The following is a 17,713-nucleotide window of genomic DNA, read 5'->3' as shown; positions in this document are numbered from 1 at the left end:
ATCACCCTCTAATATTACTCTCGCTATCCACGTATTTCATAATGGCATTCGCAGTTTCTTCGATTGCCTTATCCGATACATCGATTACCGGACAGCCGATTTTACCGATAATTTCATCGAAGTATGTTAATTCATCCTCGATGCGCGTGCTGTTGGCATACATCGCTGTATCCTTTAAGCCGAGCTGGCTTAGACGCTCTTTACGTATTTTGTTCAGCGTATCCGGGTTAATTCTTAAAGCGACACACTTGTCAGGGTCGACTTCAAACAGTTCAGCCGGTGGCTTCACTTCCGGAACGAGCGGTACGTTCATTACTTTATATTTTTTCAGTGCGAGGAACTGAGACAACGGTGTTTTCGAAGTTCTCGACACACCGAGCAGGATGATATCTGCCTTTTCGAGACCGCTGGTATCTTTACCGTCATCATATTTAACAGCAAATTCAATCGCTTCAATCTTCTTGAAGTAATCTTCATCAAGACGGTGTACTCTCCCGGGCTCATTATACGGTTCAAGGCCGGTCGCATTTGAAATCTCATCCATCAGCGGTCCCATTACATCTATATATGAAATATCTTCTCTGTCCAGCTCTGCAGCCATGTATTTTCTAAGCGACGGTGTGATTAACGTATAAACGACAAGGGCATTTTTACTTTTTGCCAGGTCTATCACATCGTCAACGTCATCCTGATTATCCACATAGGGATAACGGTCAATCACATTATCCGGCGAGTCGATTTTAAATTGTGACAGGCAGGCTTTCGTTACGAGTTCGCCTGTTTCTCCGACTGAGTCTGATGCAACGATAATTTTAAAATTCGACATTAATTATTCACTCCATTAAGTTTACAAATACTTTTGTAATATTGGTTTTGGTAATTCTGCCTGTGACTTCGATTCTGCCGTTCTTCTCCACGACAACGGGCAGTGAATCAATCTGCCTGTCGATAATCTGTTTCGCAACGTATAAGAGAAGATCATCCGGATAGCACATCGCAATGTTGGGACTCCGGGTCATCACTGCGCTGACCGGTGTGTTTTCTGTATCTTTAAAGCTCATCGTGCCTTTTAACAGATCTTTTCTTGAAATTACACCGGTAAGTGACTGTTCGTCATCAATTACATACAGCGTACCCACATCTTCCAGGAACATCTTGACAATTGCATCATAAATACTCGTATCCGCCGTAATTAAAATCGGCAGACTCTGTACGTCACGCACCAGAATATTATTTACTTTAAGCGCTATGACATCATTTGTTTCCTTGCCCGTATAAAAATAACCGACACGGGGTCTTGCATCCAAAAAGCCGGACATCGTCAAAATGGCAAGATCCGGACGCAGCGTGGCACGGGACAATGACAGCTGTGCAGCGATTTTACTGCCGGTGATCGGCCCGTGCTGTTTTACTATGCTTAGAATTTTTTCTTGGCGTTCATTCAGTTCCACGTTCTCACTCCCAACATTTAATATTATATAATATTTATAGCGATAAAGAAATATCATCGTACTTGCATTCATTCTGCTCTAATTATATAATAGCCGTAAGCGAGTTGGGAATGGTGTGAGCCCGGCAACTAAAAATGGCATAATTTTAACAAATATAATTAATTTTATATATAAAAGCGAGTTTTCTTACTAAATTGGGTGGAACCGCGGGCAACGCTCGTCCCTGGATAGCATTTTTTAATGCTGTCCGGGGACTTTTTATATATAAATTAAAAATTAAAAGGAGCTGCATTAACTATGAACATGGACACAATTGTTAACCTGGCAAAAACAAGAGGATTTGTTTTTCCCGGCAGTGAAATCTATGGCGGACTTGCCAACACATGGGATTACGGTCCACTTGGCATCGAATTAAAAAACAACGTTAAGGCTGCATGGTGGAAAAAATTCATTCAGGAATCGCCTTACAACGTCGGACTGGATGCTGCAATCTTAATGAACCCTAAAACATGGGATGCTTCAGGTCATTTAAACAACTTCAATGACCCGATGATTGACTGTAAATCATGTAAGTCACGTCACCGTGCAGACAAACTGATTGAAGATGTTATGCAGAAAGAAGACGATACTTTTGTTGCAGACGGTCTGTCATTCGATGCAATGAAAGAAATTATCGATGACAAGAACATCGACTGTCCGACATGCGGTGCACACGACTATACTGATATCCGCCAGTTCAATTTAATGTTCAAAACATTCCAGGGTGTTACTGAAGGTTCAACTAACGAATTATTCCTGCGTCCTGAAACTGCACAGGGTATTTTCGTAAACTATAAAAACGTTCAGCGCTCAATGCGTAAAAAACTTCCATTCGGTATCGGACAAATCGGTAAATCCTTCCGTAACGAAATTACACCGGGTAACTTCACATTCAGAACACGTGAATTCGACCAGATGGAACTCGAGTTCTTCTGTAAGCCGGGTACTGAAATGGAATGGCAGACTTACTGGAAAGATTTCGCTGTTAAATGGCTGAAAGATTTAAACTTAAACGAAGAAAGAACACGTTTAAGAGAACATGATGAAGACGAACTGTCTCACTACTCGAACGCAACAACTGATATCGAGTACAAATTCCCGTTCGGCTGGGGTGAACTTTGGGGTGTTGCAAGCCGTACAGACTACGACTTAAGACAGCACATGGAACACTCAAAAGAAGATTTCAGATATCACGATCCTGAAACGAACGAAAAATATATTCCTTACTGCATCGAGCCGTCACTCGGTCTCGACCGTATGACGCTTGCATTCTTAACAGATGCATACGAAGAGGAAGAGCTTGAGAACGGTGAATCACGCACAGTATTGCGTTTCCACCCTGCTCTTGCACCGTATAAAGCGGCAGTTCTTCCTTTATCGAAAAAATTAAGCAGCGAAGCGATGGAAGTATACAGCCTGCTTGCAGCTGACTTTAACATTGAATTCGATGAATCACAGTCAATCGGTAAACGTTACCGCCGTCAGGATGAAATCGGTACGCCGTACTGTATTACATTCGATTTCGATTCAGTTGAAGACAAAAAAGTTACAGTAAGAGACCGTGATACGATGGAACAGACTCGTATTGCAATTGACGAACTTCACGATTTCCTGTCATCAAGAATTAAGTTTTAATAATTGCGGTGCCTCAATTTATTTGAGGCACCCTTTTATACATAAAGTTAAGATTATTTAAGTTTAATGGAGGACGCTTATGTTTAGAAGCACGCTGCTGATTGCGCTTGTCTTGTTACTGGCTGCATGCGGCAGTAACAAAGTTGAGCCGATGTCATACTACGGCAATACACTTGAGGAATTTGAAGCTGTTAATCAGCATAATGAAACTTTTACATCCGAAAATATGGAAGGCAGAGTCTGGCTGGCCAACCTGATTTTCACACAATGTATAACAGTCTGCCCGCCCATGACACAGAATATGACCGAACTGACTCAGGATCTTGAAAAAGCGGATCTTGAAAATGTCGGTGTGTTAAGCTTTTCAGTGGATCCCGATACGGATACACCTGAAGTGCTCTCGGAATATATGAGCTGGTACAGCCCGGGAGAGTCCATTGAGTGGCATCTCCTCACCGGATATGAATTTGAATACATGCGGGACTATGCGCTGAACAACTTCAAGTCTATTATTAAGCTGCCGCAGGACGGGTCCAACCAGGTACTCCACGGTACAGCAATATATCTGATCGATGAAAACGGCACGCTGATCAAAGACTATACCGGTGTCGATGCAGGAGATAATAAATTTGAAACAGAAGAAATTATTAAAGATGTTAAAATGATGACAGGTAATTTGAAATAGTATACTTAAAAGCGTCCCGATGACATTATCTCATCGGGACGCTTTTTTATTGCGGGTCTATCATTTTTTTACTTCTGAAATATACACCGCTGTATTCATCGTAAATCACTTCGATAAATTTGAGCAGCTGCCTGCCGGTTTCATTTGACAGTTTAACGCTGTTTATATCATCGAGTCTGACCAACTGCAGGTACAGTGCAAAGTACAGCACCCTGTTGCTGACAGGTATTGCACGCTCCAGCGTGTCATCTGTCAGACAGTCACAGCACAATACATTGTGATATTTAAACGAATAGTGACTGTATTTTTTGTAGTCATTCCTGCCGCAGACAGCACAGCTGCCAAGATTTAGCTGACCGCCGTAAGCGGGCAGCATTTTTACGAGCACGAGCGATGTCACACCATATGTTGAATTGCCTTCATCAAGCAGTTTAAATGCTTTTTTCAGCAGTCTGTAATAACCCGGTTCAGCTATATCATCTTCAAGCGCTCTTGTAATCACTTCCAGTATATAGCTGGCATGAGTATAAACATCGAAATTTTCATTTACATTTTTATACCGTTCAGTGACATCGACATCGTTCAGCGTGCCCATTCCTTTAAAACGGTTGTACGTAAACAGCGCTTCAAGATACCCCTGGCGGAGCGTAATAAACTGGTTTCTCGGTTTATTGAATCCTCTCGCCATCAGCGGTACCTGCTCCCCGCTTTCTGTCAGTATAGTAATAATCCGGCTGGACTCGCTGTAGCTCGTCTGCCGGATCATCATACCAGTCTGTTGATAGATCATTATCTCACCCAGTTTTAGTATTCTTCGTCTTTATACCCGAGCGATCTGATGAACGTCGGTTTATTGCGCCAGTCTTTTTGCACTTTAACCCACAGTTCAAGAAACACTTTGCTGCCGAGCAGGTTCTCGATATCCATGCGTGCTTCACGGCCGATTTCTTTCAGCATCTTACCGCCTTTACCGATAACCATTCCTTTTTGCGATTCGCGTTCAACGTAAATCAATGCTTCAACTCTGACTTTACCGCCGTCGTCGCCTTTCATCTTCAGGACTTCCACACCGATTGCATGAGGCAGTTCCTGACTCAGTCTGTGCAGTGCTTTTTCACGGATTAGTTCACTTACAATAAAGTGTTCCGGATGGTCCGTAATACGGTCTTCCGGATAGTACATCGGCCCTTCCGGAAGATGTGATTCAATGACGCCTAAAAGACGGTCGATATTGTTGCCCTGCAGTGCAGAAATCGGTACGACATCGCTGAAATTCAGCTTATCTTTATATACTTCAATCTGTTTGATTAAATCGTCCGGATGAATCAGATCGATTTTGTTCAGCACTAAAATAATCGGTGTCTTCGTGTTTTTCAGCATATCGATAATAAACTCGTCACCGCGGCCGATTTCCTCTGCAGCGTTAATAATAAACAGAATCACTTCTGTTTCACGGAGTGTGTTGCGTGCGACTTTCATCATATGCTCGCCGAGCTGATGTTTCGGTTTGTGGATTCCCGGTGTATCGATAAAAATCATCTGGGAATTATCTTTCGTATATACGCCTTGTATTTTGTTTCTTGTCGTCTGCGGTTTGTCCGACATAATCGCGACTTTCTGTCCGAGAACCTTATTCATAAACGTGGATTTACCTACGTTTGGACGCCCGATAATGCTGACGAAACCTGATTTAAATCCGCCAAAATCCATTAGTCCATATCCTTCCCGCTAAAACCGAGCGGCAGCAGATCGTCTACCGTCCGTTTTATTACTTCACCTGTTTTACTCGTTAAATACACAGGCATCTCATCATGGCACAATTCTTTCATCACCTGTCTGCAGACACCGCACGGACTCGCAGGTCCGGGCGCATCCGTTACGATAACGATTGCCTTAAACTTCTTTTTGTTGTTTGCATATGCGCTGACAAGTGCAGTCCGCTCAGCGCAGATTGACGCAGGATAAGCTGCGTTTTCAATATTTGCACCGTAAATATATTCATCGTCTTCTGTAATTAACAGCGCGCCCACGTTAAAGTTTGAGTATGGAGTATACGCGCGTGACTGGGCTTCCAATACTTCTGTCAGCCATTCTTTTTTAAAAATTCCGTCGTTCATCTGATGTCCTCCTTATTTTAAACAAAATACGGTATGAGGATGACCATACCGACGATTACAGCATATATGCTCGCGAGGAGTACTGCCGCTGCTGCGATATCTTTCGCATAGCGGGCAAGTATATGGTAATCGCCGGTAACTAAATCCACCGTATATTCTATTGCACTGTTTAATACTTCTGTAATCAGTACTAAAAATATTGCGGTTATAATAAATAACCATTCCACTGCGGTAATGTTTACAAGCGAACAGATAATCACTGCTGCCGCTGCAATTATACAGTGCAGTAAAAATTTTTTATCTTTCCTGAACAGCTGGATTATTCCATGGAGAGGATGTTTAAACCGCTTCAAATTAATCGCGTGTCACACCGAAAGCGTTTAAAATCTCTTCCTGTTTGCCGTTCATTTCCGCTTCTTCATCACTCTCCATATGATCGTAACCCAACAGATGAAGGAAACCGTGAAGGCTTAAAAACAGCAGTTCGCGGCGGTAGCTGTGACCGTAGTCTTCCGCCTGTTCTTTTGCACGGTCGGTACTGATGATGATGTCGCCGAGTGTACGCTGGGCATCTTCATGTATAATGTTCATATCATCTTCTTCCAGCGCAAAAGAAATAACGTCCGTGACACTGTCTTTATTGCGGTAATCCCTGTTGATATTTTGAATTTCCTCATTGGAGACAAATGATACAGAAACCTCTGCATCACCTTCTTCTTCAAGATGGCCGTATGCGAAAGTTAACAGCTCGGAAATTTCGTTAAGTTCGTTGTCATTTACAAAATTATCATCGTTAATAAAATCTATATTAATCATAAGTTTGTGTCCTTTTCATACGCAAGAATTATTTTGGAAACGAGCGGATGTCTCACCACATCTGTTTCATCCATGCGTTTAATAGCGATCCCCTTAATATTCTCGAGGCGTTTAACCGATTCAACCAGTCCGCTCTTCGTCGATCCCGGAAGGTCAATTTGCGTTTCGTCACCTGTCACGACCATTTTAGAACCGAATCCGAGACGTGTAAGGAACATTTTCATCTGCATTTCTGTTGTATTCTGCGCTTCATCGAGAATAACAAATGCTTCATTAAGCGTACGTCCGCGCATGTAGGCAAGCGGTGCAACTTCTATAACACCGCGCTCAATCAGACGGTCAGTCGTTTCTGCACCGAGCACTGCGTGTAAACCATCATACAACGGACGGAGATAAGGGTCTACCTTTTCTTTTAAGTCACCCGGCAGGAAACCGAGGTTTTCACCGGCTTCAACAGCAGGACGCGTCAGTACGATGCGTTTAATCTGGTTTTCACGGAGCATCTGGCATGCGATAACGACAGCGAGGAACGTTTTCCCTGTACCCGCCGGACCGATACCGAACGTTAAATCATGTTTCCGGATGTTGTCGACATACATACGCTGTCCGGTTGTCTTCGCTTTAATGCTTTTGCCTTTTACATCTTTTGCGATTTCCTCGTTATAAAGATCTTGTAAATATTCGATGGTATCGTTTTTAGCCATCATTGCAGCCGACTGTACATCTCTTAAAGAAATCGACATACCGCGCTGGATTATTTTTAATAAGTGAAGCAGCACATCCTCAACAAGTTCAACGTTCTCTTCGATTTCGCCGCTGACTGTAATTTCATTGCCGAGCGTATGAACCTTAACGTCGAATTCCTCCTCGAGATATGTGATGTGTGCATCATTTGCACCTATTAAAGCCTGAGCTTCGTCAAGGCTGTCTATATTAATAATATTAGGCATTTACAAACCCCTTTATAATAGTCTTGTCTATTTAAATTTACCACTATCAATAGCTGACTGCAATTAATTCAGGACATACCGAGAACATAGTTTACCACCCGGTTTTTAACTGCCGGTTCTGTATCTTCCGGCACAAAAAAACGGGCAGGGATTTCTCCCTGCCCGCCTGGTTTTATAAAATATCAGCCAAGTTTTCTGCGTGATTTCTGTTTGGACTTCGGCTTACCGAGGATCTCCGACATAATGATGCCGTTGACAAATGATTTCGAATCAAATGCCAGATCATCTGATGACATTTTACGTTCCGGCTTTTTCGTGCTGCGTTTAGGCATTTTCGTGCTGTCATCGCCGGATAAATGACGTACTTCATCTGCAATATCACTCATTGGTTTCTCAGCTTTGCCGAAACGTCTGTCGTACTCTTCTTTCGTCGTTTCAGCCGCACGTTCCCGTGCTTTCTGGATTGTTTCGCGCGCCGGGCGTTCCGCTGTCTGTCGTTCAGATCTGCTGCGGGACGTTACCTCACGGTTTGCACCTGCTGCCGGCTGAGCAGATTCAGTTTTTCTCTCCCGGTGCTGTTTTGTATTCTCAGTGTTGAATTCTTCATCAAATGCCTCTTGCAGCGTCTGGAAGAACCCTTTTTGTTCATTCGCTGTCGTCTCACGGTCAGGCTGTCTCTTACGCGGAGCAGAGTTTTGTCTTCTATCCAGTTTAGAAGTATCGATGTTTCGTTTACCTTCCTGCTCTTTGTTTTTCTTACTTCCTGCTATTGATGAGACTATACCGAGGACGATAATTAGTAGTGGAATAAGCTCCATACTATATCACACCCTATTCTTCTTCGTTAAACTGTGTAGGGTTTGTCATTTTGTTAATTGAATCTCTCATGCTGGTATCTGCTTCGACATTTTTCAGATCGTAATAATCAGCTGCTGATATATTTCCATCTTCCAATGCTTTGGCAAATGCAAGAGGTACTCTGGATTCTGCTTCTACTACTTTCGCTCTCATTTCCTGTACGCGGGCCTGCATTTCCTGCTCCTGCGCTACAGCCATTGCGCGGCGTTCTTCGGCTTTAGCCTGGGCAATTTTCTTATCTGCCTCAGCCTGTTCCGTCTGAAGATCCGCACCGATGTTTTTACCGATATCCACATCTGCAATATCAATCGAAAGAATTTCAAATGCTGTACCTGCATCGAGACCTTTAGCTAATACAGTCTGTGAAATACGTTCCGGGTTTTCAAGAACCTCTGCGTGTTTCGTTGAAGAACCGATAGTTGAGATTACACCCTCACCGACACGTGCGATGATTGTATCTTCTCCGGCACCACCGACAAGACGTTCGATGTTCGCTCTTACTGTAATTCTTGCTTTCGCTTTAACTTCGATACCATCAACCGCAACACCTGCGATAAATGGTGTTTCGATAACTTTCGGATTAACCGACATCTGTACTGCTTCCAGTACGTCACGGCCTGCAAGGTCAATTGCAGCACAGCGCTCAAATGTTAAGTTGATATCTGCACGCTGGGCAGCGATTAATGCGTCCACTACGCGGTCGACGTTACCGCCCGCTAAGAAGTGGGACTCGAGCTGGTTGGTAGTCAGCTGAATGCCCGCTTTGTGCGCTTTAATCATCGGTTCGATAACGCGTTTAGGTTTAACTCTTCTTAAACGCATACCCACCAATGTAAAGATTCCTACTTTAACACCTGCAGCAACTGCTGAGATCCATAAACCGATTGGAACAAATGACAGGATAAATGCGAATACAATAATTGCTACGACGAAAATCAGCAGCGTAAAAATCGCACCGCCTGTAATAAATGCTAAATTCATTCTCCACTCTCCTTGTTTTTAATCTTCCACTGGTCTGACGACAACTCTTGTACCTTCCACAAAAATAATCTTAACTTTTACATCAGCCGGAATATACGAGCCTTCTGCAACAGCATCGATGCGCTCGTCACCGAGACGGATTGTCCCGGAAGGTCTGAGCACTGTGTGCGATTCCGCGATTTCACCGACTAAATGTGATCTGTCATCGAATGATGTATAACCTGATTCTTTATCTGTCGCATCGTTTAAAATTAAACGGCTGAGAAAAGGAATCTTACGCTTCTTATGTTTCACAAATATCACCCACTCTATAATCACCATAACAAAAATTACGGCTAAGAAAATACTGTACAATAATACATTACCGCTGACTGTTAAAATACTCACACAGAATACCAGTACGCCGAGAATACCGAGCAGTGTTCCGATGATAAAAAACTCAATCAGAATAAGAAAACCGCTCACGAGAATCAGTATCAGTGTCAGCATGTTACCGTCGCCGGAAAGAAGGTGACCCGAAAAGAAGATAAAAATCGATAACACGGCGAGTATGCCGACGATATTTATTCTTTCAGAGAAGAGCTGATACACCAAACCAAGGAAGAATATTGATAATAATAGAAATGCGACAACGGGTGAAGTCACTGCATCTATATAAAATTGTAATATATTGTTTGTCATATATAAATACGAGCCTCCCATGTACATCCCTCTTGATTTCAATTATACATTAACTGCGCTCAAATATGAAATGGAGATGCAAAAAAACAGCGCACAATTATGTACGCTGTTTTATAATATATCACTTATCAGAGGGAAGAGTGATATTACTTGAACTTACGCTTACGCGCAGCTTCAGATTTCTTCTTACGTTTTACGCTTGGTTTTTCGTAAAACTCTCTTTTACGTGCTTCTTGAATCGTACCGTTTTTAGATACTGTACGCTTGAAACGACGAAGAGCATCTTCAATTGGTTCGTTTTGCTTAACAACTGTTTTTGACATTTGTTTTCCCTCCCTCCGATAATGCAAAAGGCTAATTCACATAGTGTGTACTATGTACTTTAGTATTATAATATATTATTTGGTTTTCAGTCAACTGAAATTTAATAATCGCTGTCTGAAACTGCACCGCTTACAATTGCGATACCGCTTGATGCACCAATTCTCGTTGCACCTGTCTCGATCATCTTAAGTGCATCTTCAGCAGAACGGACACCGCCGCTTGCTTTAACGCCCATGTCTTCTCCTACAGTCAGACGCATAAGTGCTACAGCTTCCACTGTCGCTCCGCCGCCGTTGAATCCTGTGGATGTTTTAACGAAGTCAGCCCCTGCTTCTTTTGAAAGTTTTGAAGCTGTAACGATTTCATCTTCAGTAAGCAGTGAAGATTCAATGATTACTTTAACAAGTGCTTCTTTGTTTGCCGCGTCTGCAACGCTCTTGATATCTTCTTTAACGTAATCAAGGTTGCCTGCTTTAAGCTGGCCGATGTTGATGACCATATCCACTTCATCCGCACCGTTTGCAATCGCATCTTTCGTTTCAAATGCTTTTACCTCTGAAGTTGTCACACCGTGAGGGAAGCCGATTACAGTACATACTTTAACTTCACTGTCTGCAAGTTTCTCAGCTGCAAATTTAACCCATGCAGGCTGAATGCAGACGCTGAAGAAACCGTGTTCGTGTGCTTCTTCGCATAATACTGCGATTTCTTTATCCGTCACTTCCGGTTTAAGTAATGTGTGATCAATATATTTTGCTACGTTCATTTTAAAGACACTCCCAATAATTTATATTCCATGTAATAATAGCACAAAACAGCTATTCATAGTAGCTTCCGATAACAGAAAGTGCATAAAGCGGCGCTGTTTCAGCTCTTAAAATTCTGCGTCCGAGTGCGACGTTTTCGTAAGTGCCGAACAGTGCCGCTTCCGCCTCTGTAAATCCGCCTTCCGGCCCGAATACGACCGCCGCTGTTTTGGCGTTATACTCTTTGAGAACATCTTTAATCGAACGTCCTGTAAGATTATTATCTTCATATGCGAATAAGACGAGATCATATTTTGTAAAATCCACCGCTTTTAAACTGCCTGCAAATGATATTGCCGGAATTTTGGTCCGCCTGCTCTGTTCGGCAGCCTCGCGCGCAATTTTTTCATAGCGGGACAGGCGGCTGGCCTCTTTTTTACCATTGAGTTTTACGACGCTGCGGTCCGCTTTATACAGTATAAATTCATGCACACCGAGTTCGGTGGATTTCTGAATAACAACATCCATCTTATCCCCTTTTAATAAAGGTGAATACAATGTTATATCTATCGGAAGCTCCACTTCCGCCTGAAGCGATTCAAGCACTGTGTATGTTACCGGATCAATGTCAGTCAGACGCACAAGATATGCGCTTCCCGTACTGTCGACGACGTTAAACTCATCACCGGTTTTCGCACGCATCACATTTTTAATGTGATGGATATGCTTTTCATCCATCACGCAGTCTTCATTCAGCGATACCGTTCCTTCGATAAAATAACGCTGCATTATGCCACCTTCTCAGCTAAGATTGCAACCCAGCCCTCTTCTTCAAGTACGTCTGTAATTGAAAATCCGGCCTGTTTCATATGATTGATAATGTCATCGCGCTTCTCTGTAATAATACCCGACGCGATAAATCGACCGTTATTATTGAGCAGATTATATGCGTCATCAATCATATCATCTATTATATGAGCAAGTATATTTGCAACAATGACGTCGTACTGATCCGTTTCATCTTTCAGCAGATCTGCAGGCATAACTGTAATATTCTCCTCACAGTCATTCAGTGCGAAGTTTTCTTTTGATACCTGCAGTGACAGTTCATCGATGTCAGTCGCTTTAATATCGCGTGCACCGAGCAGATAAGCGCCGATTGACAGAATACCCGAACCGGTACCGACATCGATAACTTTATCTTCAGGTTTAATGACATCTTCAAGGAATGTCAGACACAGACTTGTCGTCGCGTGATCTCCTGTACCGAAAGCCATACCCGGATCAATTTTAATCACTTTGTCGCTGTCGGCAATATCGACGTCAGCATATTCCCATGAAGGAACGATGAAGAAGTTTCTGCCGACTTTGAAATTGTGGAAGTATTTCTTCCATTCATTTTCCCAGTCCATTTCATCAATCATACTGCTGTTAATTTCAATTTCCTCTTTATGCACGAGCACCGCCTCGTCGATAAACGCCTTAATTTCTGCAAGCTGTTCATCGATATCGTATGTTTCATCAAAATATACGAGAATTCTAATATCGCTGTCCGGATAATCTTTCGGGTCCAGACGGAACTTTTCGTCAAAATTATCTGTTTTTGCTTTTAAAATATCCACGGAGTGCTCGATTGATACACCTTTTGAGATTGTGTTCAGGAAAATCGAAAACTGCTCTTCGTTCTCTTCCTTAGTGCTTATACTGACTTCATGCCATTTCATAGTCTACTCACCTTTAAAGAATCGTTTTGTTTTATCAAAAATATTTTCCTGCTGCTCGCTGATGTCTTCACCGTTAATATCAGCCAGTTTCTTAAATACCTCGCGTTCCTGCTCTGACAGACGTGTCGGTGTAACAACCGTTACAGTAACGTACTGGTCACCGTAGCCGAAGCCCTGCACGTTTTTAACACCTTTTTCTTTCAGTCTGAAGCGTCTGCCCGACTGTGTACCTGCAGGAATTGTCAGCATTACCGACGAATTGATTGTCGGAACTTTCAGCTCGTCACCAAGTGCTGCCTGGGCGAATGAAATTTTAAGTTCGTAGTGAATGTCGTCGCCGTCCCGCGTGAATTTGTTATCCTGTTTCACTCTGAAGACGATATACAGATCTCCGGCCGGTCCGCCGTTAACACCCGGTTCACCCTGACCTGACAGACGGATCTGCTGGCCGTTATCAATACCTTCCGGTATCGTAACTTCGATATCAACATTTTTCGATACTGTGCCGTGTCCGTTACACTTGTCGCAGGCGTGTTCGATTTCCTGTCCTGTACCTCCACATGTCGGACATGTACGCTGCGTCTGTACGCGGCCAAATGGTGTGTTCTGTTCAACTGCTACATTACCTGCACCTGAACATGTTTTACATGTGGATTTTGATGTGCCGGGTTTAGTCCCGTCACCGTCACAGACATCACACACAACGTCTTTTTTAATCGTGACTGTTTTAGTTGCACCGAAAACAGCTTCTTCAAATGAAATTGTCATCGTGTACTGCAGATCGTCACCTTTTTGCGGTGCGTTCGGATCACGCTGTCCGCCCCCGCCGAAAAATGAACTGAAGATATCTTCGAAGCCGCCAAAACCGCCGCCTCCTCCGAATCCACCGCCGCCGAAGCCGCCTTGTGAGTTCATGCCTTCATGGCCGAAACGGTCGTACTGCGCACGTTTGTTATCATCTGACAGTACTTCGTATGCTTCCGCTACTTCTTTAAATTTCTCATCGGAACCATCTTTCATATCCGGATGATATTTCTTTGACAGTTTGCGGTACGCTTTCTTTATTTCATCCTGTGTTGCATTTTTATCTAAACCGAGTATTTCATAAAAGTCTCTTTTAGCCACAATTTTTCCCTCCAACAGTGAATATAATACCATTTAAAAAAGTCAAAGCCAATGCGTTTGGCTTTGACTTGAGTGTTGAAGATTTATTTTTTATCTTCTTCGTCGTCTACTTCTTTATAATCCGCATCGATTACATCGTCATCAGCATATCCTGCTTCTGCGCCTGCATCCGCTGCACCTTCCTGCTGCTCCTGAGCCATCTGTTCATAAAGTTTAGTAGTAACTCCCTGAACTGCCTGCTCAAGTGCTTCTTTCTTAGTCTTGATTTCTTCAAGGTCTGTTCCTTCAAGTGCTGTCTTAAGTTCTTCTTTAGCTTTGTCGATGTCTTCTTTTTCAGAAGCTTCAACTTTATCTCCAAGATCTTCAACAGCTTTGTCAGCAGAGAAGATTAACTGGTCTGCTTCATTGCGAAGTTCAGCTTCTTCTTTTTTCGCTTTGTCCGCGTCAGCATTTTCTTCTGCTTCCTTAACCATTCTGTCGATATCTTCGTCAGTCAGGTTAGAGCTTGATTCGATAGTAATCTTCTGTTCTTTGCCTGTACCTTTGTCAGTTGCAGTTACGTTTACGATACCGTTCTTGTCGATGTCGAAAGTAACTTCAATCTGAGGAACACCTTTTGGTGCCGGTGGAAGATCTGTTAACTGGAAACGACCTAAAGTCTTGTTGTCGCTTGCCATCGGTCTTTCACCCTGTACAACGTGAATGTCCACTGCCGGCTGGTTGTCAGCTGCTGTAGAGAATACCTGTGATTTGCTCGTCGGAATCGTAGTATTTCTTTCGATCAGAACTGTAGATACATTCCCCATCGTTTCGATACCCAGTGATAAAGGAGTAACGTCAAGTAATACGACATCCTGAACATCACCAGTTAACACACCGCCCTGTACAGCTGCACCCATTGCTACTACTTCGTCAGGGTTAACACTGCGGTTAGGTTCTTTGCCAAGTTCTTTTGTAATTGCATCCTGAACTGCAGGAATACGAGTTGAACCGCCGACTAAAATGATTTCGTCGATTTCTGATTTGCTGATGCCGGCATCTTTAATTGCCTGACGTACAGGTCCCATCGTTCTTTCAACAAGTTTGTGAGTCAGTTCTTCGAACTTCGCACGTGATAATGTTGTTTCAAGGTGTAACGGTCCTGCTTCACCTGCTGAGATGAACGGTAATGAGATTTGTGTTGAAGATACGCCTGATAAGTCTTTCTTAGCTTTCTCAGCTGCATCTTTCAGACGCTGCATTGCCATTTTGTCTTTAGATAAGTCGATGCCGTTTTCCTGTTTGAATGTGTCTACAAGGAAGTCGATTACGATATCATCGAAGTCGTCACCGCCGAGACGGTTGTCACCTGCAGTTGCAAGTACGTCGAATACACCGTCGCCAAGTTCTAAAATAGATACGTCAAACGTACCGCCGCCAAGGTCAAATACCAGGATATTTTCTTCTTTATCCTGCTTATCAAGTCCGTATGCAAGTGCTGCTGCAGTCGGCTCGTTAATAATACGCTCAACTTCAAGACCTGCAATGCGTCCTGCGTCTTTAGTCGCCTGACGTTCTGAGTCGTTGAAGTATGCAGGTACTGTAACGACTGCTTTAGTTACTTTTTCACCTAAATAGCTTTCAGCTGTTTCTTTTAAGTTCTGTAAAATCATTGCTGAAATTTCCTGAGGTGTATATTCTTTATCTTCCACTTTTTCTACATGGTCAGTACCCATATGTCTTTTAACTGACATAATAGTGTTAGGGTTTGTGATTGCCTGGCGTTTAGCTACTTCACCAACCTGGCGTTCACCATTTTTAAATGATACTACAGAAGGTGTTGTACGGTTACCTTCAGCGTTTTGAATTACTTTCGGCTCGCCGCCTTCTAAAATTGATACTACTGAGTTAGTTGTTCCTAAGTCTATACCGATTACTTTACTCATTTATATATTCCTCCAATTAATTTAAATATTATTCGCTTACTTTAACCATTGTCGGTCTGATGACACGGTCTTTTAATATATAACCTTTTTGGAATTCTTCAATCACGATGTCGCTGTCTTTGTCAGACGCTTCGGTCATTACTGCCTGATGGAAGTTCGGATCGAATGGCTGATCAAGAGCATCAATCGCTTTAATGTCATGTTTTTCCAGTGTTTCAACAAGGTTGTTGTACACCATTTCAACACCTTTGTTTAAGGCGATAAAACTTTCATCTGTGCCGTCGATTGCAAGTGCGCGTTCCAGATTGTCGAGTACAGGCAGCAGATTTTCAGCAAACTTCTGATCCTTGTACTTGTTATTAATTTCAGCTTCCTGGCGGTTTCTGCGCTTAAAGTTTTCAAACTCTGCATAGAGTTTCAAGTACTTGTTCTCACTTTCTTCGATCTGTTCTTTCAATGCAGAAATTTCGTCTTCTTCTGTAACCTCTTCAGTCTCTTTGGCAGTTTCTTCTGCCGGAGCTTCTTCAGTCTCCGTTTTTTCAGTTTCAGCTGCGGCTTCAGTATCAGCCTGCTCCTTCGTTTCCTCCGGAGCAGTTTCTGAAGTTTCATTAACAGCTGTGTCTTTTTCTTCTTCGTTAGTCAATGCCTACACTCCTTTTTTTAACGAGTGAAGTAATTTAATAACATTTTTGTAGCCCATCAGTTCCGGACCGACAACAATTAAATTACCACTCAGTCCAGCATGCTCAAAATTCGTTGTAACGACTGAAAGTGATTTATAACTTTCATCCAGTTCATCACCGAAGTAAATATCCACATCGTTTGATGCCCGCTGTTCCACCGAGTTGTACAGTGCTTCTGACTCGATATCATCGTACAGGTGTTCAAGCGTCTCCACTTCGTTTCTCATGTCCTGCAGTAAATAATTGAACCCGGCATGACCAATCGTCCGTTTTCCGGCATCGACAGATGCCATAATCTGAGCGGTTACCTGATCATACAGACCTCTTATCTCCGGCGGGATGTGAGCGTTGTTTTTTAAGATGACACGGGTGTCTCCAAGATTTTTATCGAGCAGCAGTTCATTAAAAATATTGCTCAGCTTCTGGAAATCATCAATCGTTACGTCACGGTTCGTTTTCACAGGCATCTGCCTGACTGACCCGCTGTTTAAAACGATTATTGCGATACTCGCTGTATCCGTCAGCGGCGTAATATAGAGACCTTTTACAGTTTCATTATCCGCCTTCAGCGACACCTGAGTTAAATACTTCGTCCGGTCGCTTATTGTCAGCGCAAGTTCATCTGTAAGATTTTCCAGATTGTCAGTGCCCGAATAGAGCTCAAAAGACTTTGCCGGTGATTGTTCAATGTTCTGTTTAAGTTCTTCGATGTAGAATTTAAGCGCTTTTCTCGACGGCATCCGTCCGGATGACGTATGCGTCTTAATTAAAAAGCCTTCTTTTTCAAGTACTGCCATTTCATTTCTGATGGTGGCGCTTGAAACATCGAACTTATATTTGTCGAGTAAATATTTAGAACTTATGGGTGTCATTACATTTAAGAAATCATCTACGATAAATGTAAGTATGATTTCCTGCCTTTCCGTCAGCAAAGAATCACCTCGTTAGCACTCTTGTCTCCTAAGTGCTAAAT

21 protein-coding genes are annotated in these 17,713 nt (G+C 42.8%); 2 read left to right on the top strand and 19 right to left on the bottom strand.

Annotated features, from left to right (window positions below):
* Position 1 precedes the first annotated feature (1 nt).
* The gene (locus RZ44_RS03665) at positions 2-826 is read right to left on the bottom strand and encodes a pyruvate, water dikinase regulatory protein (RefSeq protein WP_035808614.1); all 825 of its coding nucleotides are present in this window, start codon (positions 824-826) and stop codon (positions 2-4) included.
* Positions 827-833: 7 nt separating this feature from the next.
* The gene (locus tag RZ44_RS03660; RefSeq protein ID WP_035808613.1) at positions 834-1,451 is read right to left on the bottom strand and encodes a transcriptional regulator CcpN; all 618 of its coding nucleotides are present in this window, start codon (positions 1,449-1,451) and stop codon (positions 834-836) included.
* 297 nt (positions 1,452-1,748) lie between these two features.
* Here RZ44_RS03660 and RZ44_RS03655 point away from each other — a divergent pair, with 297 nt between their 5' ends.
* Together RZ44_RS03655 and RZ44_RS03650 are read left to right on the top strand one after the other, a co-directional pair.
* The gene (locus RZ44_RS03655; protein WP_035808611.1) at positions 1,749-3,125 is read left to right on the top strand and encodes a glycine--tRNA ligase; all 1,377 of its coding nucleotides are present in this window, start codon (positions 1,749-1,751) and stop codon (positions 3,123-3,125) included.
* Between the two features lie 79 nt (positions 3,126-3,204).
* On the top strand, positions 3,205-3,810 hold the full coding sequence (locus RZ44_RS03650; protein ID WP_035808609.1) for an SCO family protein: 606 nt from the start codon (positions 3,205-3,207) through the stop codon (positions 3,808-3,810).
* A 46-nt stretch (positions 3,811-3,856) separates the two neighbouring features.
* On the opposite strand, the gene recO is transcribed toward RZ44_RS03650, so the two are convergent.
* The 17 genes from recO to hrcA all read right to left on the bottom strand — a co-directional run bounded on the left by recO (position 3,857) and on the right by hrcA (position 17,672).
* Entirely contained in the window at positions 3,857-4,600 is a 744-nt protein-coding gene (gene recO / locus RZ44_RS03645; RefSeq protein ID WP_035808607.1) for a DNA repair protein RecO, read from the bottom strand.
* Between the two features lie 14 nt (positions 4,601-4,614).
* Positions 4,615-5,520 (bottom strand): GTPase Era, encoded by a 906-nt coding sequence (gene era, locus RZ44_RS03640; RefSeq protein WP_035808604.1) that lies wholly within the window; start codon positions 5,518-5,520, stop codon positions 4,615-4,617.
* On the bottom strand, positions 5,520-5,927 hold the full coding sequence (gene cdd, locus RZ44_RS03635; protein WP_035808602.1) for a cytidine deaminase: 408 nt from the start codon (positions 5,925-5,927) through the stop codon (positions 5,520-5,522). Before cdd ends, era begins: the two co-directional genes overlap by 1 nt.
* A gap of 17 nt (positions 5,928-5,944) precedes the next feature.
* Positions 5,945-6,280 carry a diacylglycerol kinase family protein gene (locus tag RZ44_RS03630; RefSeq protein WP_035808597.1) on the bottom strand — a complete coding sequence of 112 codons (336 nt, stop codon included), beginning with the start codon at positions 6,278-6,280 and terminating at the stop codon, positions 5,945-5,947.
* A 1-nt stretch (position 6,281) separates the two neighbouring features.
* Complete coding sequence (gene ybeY, locus RZ44_RS03625; RefSeq protein ID WP_035808595.1) at positions 6,282-6,743, bottom strand: rRNA maturation RNase YbeY; 462 nt, start codon at positions 6,741-6,743, stop codon at positions 6,282-6,284.
* On the bottom strand, positions 6,740-7,693 hold the full coding sequence (locus tag RZ44_RS03620; protein WP_035808592.1) for a PhoH family protein: 954 nt from the start codon (positions 7,691-7,693) through the stop codon (positions 6,740-6,742). The genes ybeY and RZ44_RS03620 overlap by 4 nt, the downstream gene beginning before the upstream one ends.
* 182 nt (positions 7,694-7,875) lie before the next feature.
* Complete coding sequence (locus RZ44_RS03615) at positions 7,876-8,511, bottom strand: hypothetical protein (protein ID WP_035808590.1); 636 nt, start codon at positions 8,509-8,511, stop codon at positions 7,876-7,878.
* A gap of 13 nt (positions 8,512-8,524) precedes the next feature.
* Positions 8,525-9,532, bottom strand: a complete 1,008-nt coding sequence (gene floA / locus RZ44_RS03610; protein ID WP_035808588.1) for a flotillin-like protein FloA — start codon at positions 9,530-9,532, stop codon at positions 8,525-8,527.
* Between the two features lie 18 nt (positions 9,533-9,550).
* Positions 9,551-10,213, bottom strand: a complete 663-nt coding sequence (locus RZ44_RS03605) for an NfeD family protein (protein ID WP_231856247.1) — start codon at positions 10,211-10,213, stop codon at positions 9,551-9,553.
* 146 nt (positions 10,214-10,359) lie between these two features.
* The gene (rpsU, locus tag RZ44_RS03600) at positions 10,360-10,536 is read right to left on the bottom strand and encodes a 30S ribosomal protein S21 (protein ID WP_026858185.1); all 177 of its coding nucleotides are present in this window, start codon (positions 10,534-10,536) and stop codon (positions 10,360-10,362) included.
* Positions 10,537-10,637: 101 nt separating this feature from the next.
* Positions 10,638-11,303, bottom strand: a complete 666-nt coding sequence (deoC, locus tag RZ44_RS03595; RefSeq protein ID WP_035808584.1) for a deoxyribose-phosphate aldolase — start codon at positions 11,301-11,303, stop codon at positions 10,638-10,640.
* Positions 11,304-11,355: 52 nt separating this feature from the next.
* Complete coding sequence (locus RZ44_RS03590; protein WP_035808582.1) at positions 11,356-12,072, bottom strand: RsmE family RNA methyltransferase; 717 nt, start codon at positions 12,070-12,072, stop codon at positions 11,356-11,358.
* Positions 12,072-13,007, bottom strand: a complete 936-nt coding sequence (gene prmA / locus RZ44_RS03585) for a 50S ribosomal protein L11 methyltransferase (protein ID WP_035808580.1) — start codon at positions 13,005-13,007, stop codon at positions 12,072-12,074. Before prmA ends, RZ44_RS03590 begins: the two co-directional genes overlap by 1 nt.
* 3 nt (positions 13,008-13,010) lie before the next feature.
* Positions 13,011-14,132, bottom strand: a complete 1,122-nt coding sequence (dnaJ, locus tag RZ44_RS03580) for a molecular chaperone DnaJ (RefSeq protein ID WP_035808578.1) — start codon at positions 14,130-14,132, stop codon at positions 13,011-13,013.
* Between the two features lie 83 nt (positions 14,133-14,215).
* Positions 14,216-16,057, bottom strand: coding sequence for a molecular chaperone DnaK (gene dnaK / locus RZ44_RS03575; protein ID WP_035808571.1), 1,842 nt, complete (start codon positions 16,055-16,057; stop codon positions 14,216-14,218).
* Positions 16,058-16,085: 28 nt separating this feature from the next.
* Positions 16,086-16,700: a nucleotide exchange factor GrpE gene (gene grpE / locus RZ44_RS03570; protein ID WP_035808569.1), complete on the bottom strand. Its 615-nt coding sequence runs from the start codon at positions 16,698-16,700 to the stop codon at positions 16,086-16,088.
* A gap of 3 nt (positions 16,701-16,703) precedes the next feature.
* Positions 16,704-17,672, bottom strand: coding sequence for a heat-inducible transcriptional repressor HrcA (gene hrcA, locus RZ44_RS03565; protein WP_052108774.1), 969 nt, complete (start codon positions 17,670-17,672; stop codon positions 16,704-16,706).
* Positions 17,673-17,713 lie beyond the last annotated feature (41 nt).

The sequence above is a fragment of the Jeotgalicoccus saudimassiliensis genome (assembly GCF_000756715.1).
In the GTDB taxonomy this organism is placed as follows: domain Bacteria; phylum Bacillota; class Bacilli; order Staphylococcales; family Salinicoccaceae; genus Jeotgalicoccus; species Jeotgalicoccus saudimassiliensis.
Note: the sequence above shows the minus strand (reverse complement) of the source record. Positions and strands in the feature narration are given on the sequence as shown.

What these genes read in the sequence shown, in the direction of transcription:
- RZ44_RS03665 (WP_035808614.1), bottom strand. Translation starts at nt 826, where the DNA reads ATGTCGAATTTTAAAATTATCGTTGCATCAGACTCAGTCGGAGAAACA.
- RZ44_RS03655 (WP_035808611.1), top strand. Translation starts at nt 1,749, where the DNA reads ATGAACATGGACACAATTGTTAACCTGGCAAAAACAAGAGGATTTGTT.
- RZ44_RS03650 (WP_035808609.1), top strand. Translation starts at nt 3,205, where the DNA reads ATGTTTAGAAGCACGCTGCTGATTGCGCTTGTCTTGTTACTGGCTGCA.
- recO (WP_035808607.1), bottom strand. Translation starts at nt 4,600, where the DNA reads ATGATCTATCAACAGACTGGTATGATGATCCGGCAGACGAGCTACAGC.
- era (WP_035808604.1), bottom strand. Translation starts at nt 5,520, where the DNA reads ATGGATTTTGGCGGATTTAAATCAGGTTTCGTCAGCATTATCGGGCGT.
- cdd (WP_035808602.1), bottom strand. Translation starts at nt 5,927, where the DNA reads ATGAACGACGGAATTTTTAAAAAAGAATGGCTGACAGAAGTATTGGAA.
- ybeY (WP_035808595.1), bottom strand. Translation starts at nt 6,743, where the DNA reads ATGATTAATATAGATTTTATTAACGATGATAATTTTGTAAATGACAAC.
- RZ44_RS03620 (WP_035808592.1), bottom strand. Translation starts at nt 7,693, where the DNA reads ATGCCTAATATTATTAATATAGACAGCCTTGACGAAGCTCAGGCTTTA.
- RZ44_RS03615 (WP_035808590.1), bottom strand. Translation starts at nt 8,511, where the DNA reads ATGGAGCTTATTCCACTACTAATTATCGTCCTCGGTATAGTCTCATCA.
- floA (WP_035808588.1), bottom strand. Translation starts at nt 9,532, where the DNA reads ATGAATTTAGCATTTATTACAGGCGGTGCGATTTTTACGCTGCTGATT.
- RZ44_RS03605 (WP_231856247.1), bottom strand. Translation starts at nt 10,213, where the DNA reads ATGACAAACAATATATTACAATTTTATATAGATGCAGTGACTTCACCC.
- rpsU (WP_026858185.1), bottom strand. Translation starts at nt 10,536, where the DNA reads ATGTCAAAAACAGTTGTTAAGCAAAACGAACCAATTGAAGATGCTCTT.
- deoC (WP_035808584.1), bottom strand. Translation starts at nt 11,303, where the DNA reads ATGAACGTAGCAAAATATATTGATCACACATTACTTAAACCGGAAGTG.
- RZ44_RS03590 (WP_035808582.1), bottom strand. Translation starts at nt 12,072, where the DNA reads ATGCAGCGTTATTTTATCGAAGGAACGGTATCGCTGAATGAAGACTGC.
- prmA (WP_035808580.1), bottom strand. Translation starts at nt 13,007, where the DNA reads ATGAAATGGCATGAAGTCAGTATAAGCACTAAGGAAGAGAACGAAGAG.
- dnaK (WP_035808571.1), bottom strand. Translation starts at nt 16,057, where the DNA reads ATGAGTAAAGTAATCGGTATAGACTTAGGAACAACTAACTCAGTAGTA.